Annotated in this window: 4 protein-coding genes; 1 reads left to right on the top strand and 3 read right to left on the bottom strand. The window is 68.2% G+C overall.

Annotated features, from left to right (window positions below):
* Nucleotides 1-239: 239 nt before the first annotated feature.
* Entirely contained in the window at nt 240-1,454 is a 1,215-nt protein-coding gene (locus tag ACRDPS_RS17805) for an acyl-CoA dehydrogenase family protein (RefSeq protein ID WP_431502998.1), read from the bottom strand.
* The gene (locus ACRDPS_RS17800; protein ID WP_431502997.1) at nt 1,454-2,818 is read right to left on the bottom strand and encodes an acyl-CoA dehydrogenase family protein; all 1,365 of its coding nucleotides are present in this window, start codon (nt 2,816-2,818) and stop codon (nt 1,454-1,456) included. Before ACRDPS_RS17800 ends, ACRDPS_RS17805 begins: the two co-directional genes overlap by 1 nt.
* A 95-nt stretch (nt 2,819-2,913) precedes the next feature.
* Between ACRDPS_RS17800 and def the strand changes: the two genes are divergently transcribed.
* Nucleotides 2,914-3,546, top strand: coding sequence for a peptide deformylase (def, locus tag ACRDPS_RS17795; RefSeq protein ID WP_431502996.1), 633 nt, complete (start codon nt 2,914-2,916; stop codon nt 3,544-3,546).
* A 100-nt stretch (nt 3,547-3,646) separates the two neighbouring features.
* Here def and lhgO read toward each other — a convergent pair whose 3' ends face one another.
* On the bottom strand, nt 3,647-4,831 hold the full coding sequence (gene lhgO / locus ACRDPS_RS17790) for an L-2-hydroxyglutarate oxidase (RefSeq protein WP_431502995.1): 1,185 nt from the start codon (nt 4,829-4,831) through the stop codon (nt 3,647-3,649).
* Nucleotides 4,832-5,123: the final 292 nt, after the last annotated feature.

The raw sequence follows: 5,123 nt of genomic DNA, 5'->3' as shown, positions 1-5,123 counted from the left end.
CTCCGAGAGCGCCGGATCGTTGCCGTCGCGGGAACCGAGGAAGACCGCCAGGTGCTTGATCATGGGCCAGAGGCTAGTGGCCATCGCCTCGATTTCGGCCTCGGCCCGCCGCCATGGCACGCACTGGGCGGCGTTGCCCCCGCTCGAAAGACCCCGGTATGCCTTCGCGGGGGCGCCTTGCCCAGCCCGCACCCTGACGACGGACCAGGGACGAACTATCGGCTCAGACCACTAGCGGTCTACTTCAGCTGCGCGGACGTGAGCCCGAGAACGCGACGGGCCACGATCAGCTGCTGGATCTGCTGGGTGCCCTCGAAGATGTCGAGGATCTTCGAGTCACGGGCCCACTTCTCCAGCAGCTCACCCTCGGAGTAGCCGATGGTGCCGGCCAGCTCGACGCACGACAGGGTCACGTCGGAGCCCATCCGGCCCGCCTTGGCCTTGGCCATGGAGGCTTCCTTGGAGTTGGGCTGACGGTTGTCGGCCATCCAGGCGGACTGGAGCATGAGGAGGTAGGCCCCCTCGTAGTCCGACTCCATCTGGATGAACTTCGCCGCGGCCGCCGACTGCAGCTGAGCCGGACGGTCGTAGTCGATCGTGACGCCGGCCTTCTCGAGCAGGTCGCGGGTGTAGTCGAGCGCGGCACGGGCACAGCCGACCGCCATCGACGCCACCAGCGGACGGGTGTTGTCGAAGGTCGCCATCGCTCCGGCGAAGCCCTCCTTGACGTTGACCTCGGGCGAACCGAGGAGGTTCTCGGCCGGCACCCGGCAGTCGGTGAAGGTGATCGTGGCGGTGTCGGAGGCCTTGATCCCGAGCTTGTGCTCGAGACGCTCGACCTTCATCCCCGGCGTGCCCTTCTCGACCACGAACGACTTGATCGCCGCCTTGCCGAGCTCCTTGTCCAGGGTTGCCCACACCACGACCGCGTCGGCGCGGTCACCGGAGGTGACGAAGATCTTCTCGCCGTTGAGGACATAGTGGTCACCGTCGAGGATCGCCGTGGTCTTGATGTTGGCCGAGTCCGAGCCGGTGCCCGGCTCGGTGATCGCCATCGCAGCCCATACGCCGTCGAAGCGCTCGTGCTGCTCGTCGTTGGCGACGCTCGCGATGGCGGAGTTGCCGAGGCCCTGGCGGGGCATGGCGAGGGTGAGGCCGACGTCGCCCCAGCACATCTCGTTGACGGAGAGGACCGAGGACATGTTGGCGCCGTTCTTGACCTTGCCGTCGTCGGGCTTGGTGTCGCGACGTACGCCGGTGGCGCCCGCGCCCTCACCCTGACCGGACTCGGAGAGGCCGTCGGCCATGGCGGCGAGCATGTCGAGCTCGGTGGGATACTCGTGCTCGGCCTTGTCGTACTTGCGCGAGATCGGACGCAGCATGTTCATCGCGACCTGGTGAACCTGCTCGCGCAGCGGCTTGAGCTTCTTGGGGTCTTCCAGATTGATACTCATCAGACAAGCACCGTGCCTTCCATGATGCCGACGGCACGCAGGTCGCGGTACCACCGCTCGACCGGGTGCTCCTTGACGAAGCCGTGGCCACCGAGCAGCTGGACGCCGTCGAGGCCGATCTGCATGCCCTTGTCGGCACACAGCTTGCGAGCCAGCGCGATCTCGCGCGTCGCGTCGATGCCCTGAGCGACGCGGGATGCGGCCTTATAGGTGACCAGGCGCATCGCCTGAAGCTCGATCGCGATGTTGGCGACCATGAACGCCACCGACTGACGGTGGGCGATCGGCTCCCCGAAGGCCTCGCGCTCCTTGACGTAGGGCGTCACGTAGTCGAGGACGGCCTGGCCGACGCCGAGGGAGAGCGCGCACCAGGCGAGGCGGGAGAGGCGTACGGCCTCGGTGTAGGTCGATCCGTCGGCCTCACCGAGGACGGCCCCGGCGGGGACCTTCACGTCGGTCAGGATCAGCTTGGTCAGCGAGGCGGCACGAACGCCCATCGCAGGCTCGGACTCGATGGTCAGGCCCGCGGTCGCGGACTCGACCAGGAAGAGGGTCGGCTTGCCGTCGAGCGACGCACCGATGATGAACAGCTCGGCCTCGGCGCCACGGGCGACCAGCGACTTGGCGCCGTTGATCGTGTAGCCGTCTGCCGTCTTGGTGGCGGTCGTCGACGGGGTGAGCACGTCGAAGAGGACACGGTCCTCGTTGAGCGCGAACGCGGCCGCCGGCACCGAGCCTTCGGTGAAGGCCGGCAGGTAGGTCTGCTGCTGCTCGTCGGTGCCCCACAGGCCGAGCGCGGTCGCGACCGAGCCGGGTGCGAGTGCGGCGACGGCCAGCCCGAGGTCACCCTTGGCGAGAGCCTCGGCGACGAGAGTGCCGGCGACCGCGGAGCGGGTCTCGGAGATGCCGCCGAGCTCCTCGGGGACGCCCAGGATCGGCAGCCCGATCTCCAGGCTCGACTTGAGCAGGTCGTCGGGCGCGGCGCAGGCCTCGTCGGCCTCGGCCGCGGCGGGACGTACGGCCTCGGCGGCGAACTCCGTGACCACGTCGACGAGCATCTGCTCGTCCTCGCTCGGGGTCAGGTCGAAGACGCCCTTGGGGATGGCGTTGGGCACGCGTACGCCGGGGGCGCCCTGCTTGCCCTTCTTCTTGAACGCGCGGCTGGTCGCCGCCATCGTCTTGAACCCGCTGCGGGTGACCGTGAAGACGACCTGCTCGGTCTGCTTGCGGACACCGAGCCGGTCGAGCGCTGGACTCTGCGAGAGCTTGCGCAGACCGGCCACGGCGAACCCGATCGGGTCACGCGACTCGCCGGACGGAACGCCGTTCGCGATCCCGCCACGTAGGCCTTGGAGGATACTCATGAGTAGAACTGTAACTGGGAGTTACAACACGGTCTACACTTCACCGGGGTGACGGCGGTAACAAACCACATACGGCTTCTTTATAGGCTTGGCACATGGCCGACTCCTCGCTCGAATCCCCTGCTCCGCACGAGACCACAGCCCCGCTCGCGCCCCACGGCGCCCTGCCGGAGGGCGGCACGGTGCGGCCGATGACTCGTTGGGGTACGCCCGTCATGCACCGCCCCAAGAAGAAGGTGGAGGCCTTCGACTCGACGCTCGCGGATCTGGCCGCCGACATGGTCGCCACGATGTACGCCGCCGAGGGCGTCGGCCTCGCCGCCGACCAGATCGGCGAGGATCTCGCCATCTACGTCTTCGACTGCCCCGACGCCTCCGGCCGGCGTACGGTCGGGGTCGTCTGCAACCCCGTCCTGACGCTGCCCGAGGGCGACGACCGCCGCCTGGACGTGGACCTGGAGGGGTGCCTCTCCTTCCCCGGCGCCTTCGTGGAGTGCGGCCGTCCCGACTGGGCGGCCGTCGACGGCGTCGGTCTTTCGGGCGAGCCGGTGCACTTCGAGGGCGACGGGCTGCTGGCCCGCTGCCTGCAGCACGAGACCGACCACACCAACGGCACCGTCTTCGGCGACCGCATCTCCACCAAGGCCCGCAAGAAGCTCACCAAGGAGCACGACCGCGTGGCCCAGGACTTCCCCTCCGAGTGGCCGGTAGAAGCTCCCGCCGACTAGTCAGTTTCTGACCCCGAGACGTCGGTTTCCGACGCGATGGGCAACGGCAGAAATCGACCCTTCGGCGTCAGAAACCGACCTCTCGGCGGCTCGTGGGCGGTCAGGACATCCGGTCCACGATGTACTCGGCGATGGCTAGGCTGGATGTGGCCGCAGGACTGGGCGCGTTGCGCACCGATGTGATGACGTCGGAGTGGTGGATGACGAAGTCGTCGACCAGCGAGCCGTCGCACTCGACGGCCTGGGCACGGATCCCGAGGCCGGACCGGACGACGTCGGTGGCGCCGACCTCGGGCACGTAGCGCTGGGCGTCACGCATGTAGGCGTGCTTGGAGAGTACGCCGCGGATCTCAGTGAGCCCGGTGCGCCAGTGCTGCGCGGCGAACCGCCAGAAGCCTGGCCAGGCCAGGGTGTCGACGAGGTCTCGCGGAGTCATCGAGGTGCGGCCGTAGCGCTGCCGACTCATGGCCAGGAAGGCATTGGGGCCGACCTCGAGCCCGCCGCCCACGCGGCGGGTGAAGTGCACCCCGAGGAACGGGTAGCGCGGGTCCGGGACCGGGTAGACCATTCCGTTGACAAGGTCCTGTTTCGCGGCGCTGACCTGCATGTACTCACCGCGGAACGGGATGATCCGAGGCGCCTTCGGACCTCCGGTGAGCTCACCGAGCCGGTCCGAGTCCAGGCCGCCACAGACGACCAGGTGGTCGACCATGGTGCGGCCCACCGGGGTCTCCACCGCCACCCCGCCGGTGGCGCGGTGGACGCCCGTGACCTCCTCGCCGAGGCGTACCTCTCCCCCGGCTTCGATGATGCTCCGGCCGAGCGCCTGGGCCACGGCGACGTAGTCGATGATCGCCGTCCTCGGCGAGTGGAGTGCAGCCAGCCCCACGGCGTACGGCTCGATCTCCTTGATCTCCTCAGGGCCGACACGTCGCAGACCGGGTACGCCGTTGTCGGTGGCCGTCTTCTCCAACGCGTCGAAACGGCCCATCTCGGTCTCCTCGACCGCGACGACGAGCTTTCCGCACTCCTCGAAGGGGATCTGGTGCTCGGCTGCGAAGTCCTTGAGCAGGCCGCGGCCGCGGGTGCAGAGCTGCGCCTTCAGGCTGCCGGGTTTGTAGTAGATGCCGGCATGGACCACACCCGAGTTGTGCCCGGTCTGATGCGCACCGAGGCTGCTCTCCTTCTCGAAGACCACCACCCTGTCATCAGGGTGGCGCAGCAGGAGCTCGCGCGCCACAGCCAACCCGACGATGCCACCACCGATGACGCCGGTCGTGGTCATATGGTCGCTCCTGGGTGCTCGGGGCCGGACCGCCACAGGCTAAGTCCTTGGATCACCAGGCGACAGAGAAACTCACGCGCGCGAGACACCGCCTGGGTGTTAACGTCGCGGCGATCGTGATCTATCGGCAGGAGGTGAGTCCCGTGTACGCAGCGTCCACAGTGGGTGCTCCCCCGCAGTCCACGATCGCGCGGCCGAGCTAGTCGTCGCCGGGAGCGCCACAACAGCCCGAAAGGCGACTCCCATGAGCACAACATCTTCTTCACAGCCGCGCGCCGGTGAGCGCGCACTC

The sequence above is a fragment of the Nocardioides sp. genome (assembly GCF_050699375.1).
Lineage (GTDB): Bacteria > Actinomycetota > Actinomycetes > Propionibacteriales > Nocardioidaceae > Nocardioides.
Note: the sequence above shows the minus strand (reverse complement) of the source record. Positions and strands in the feature narration are given on the sequence as shown.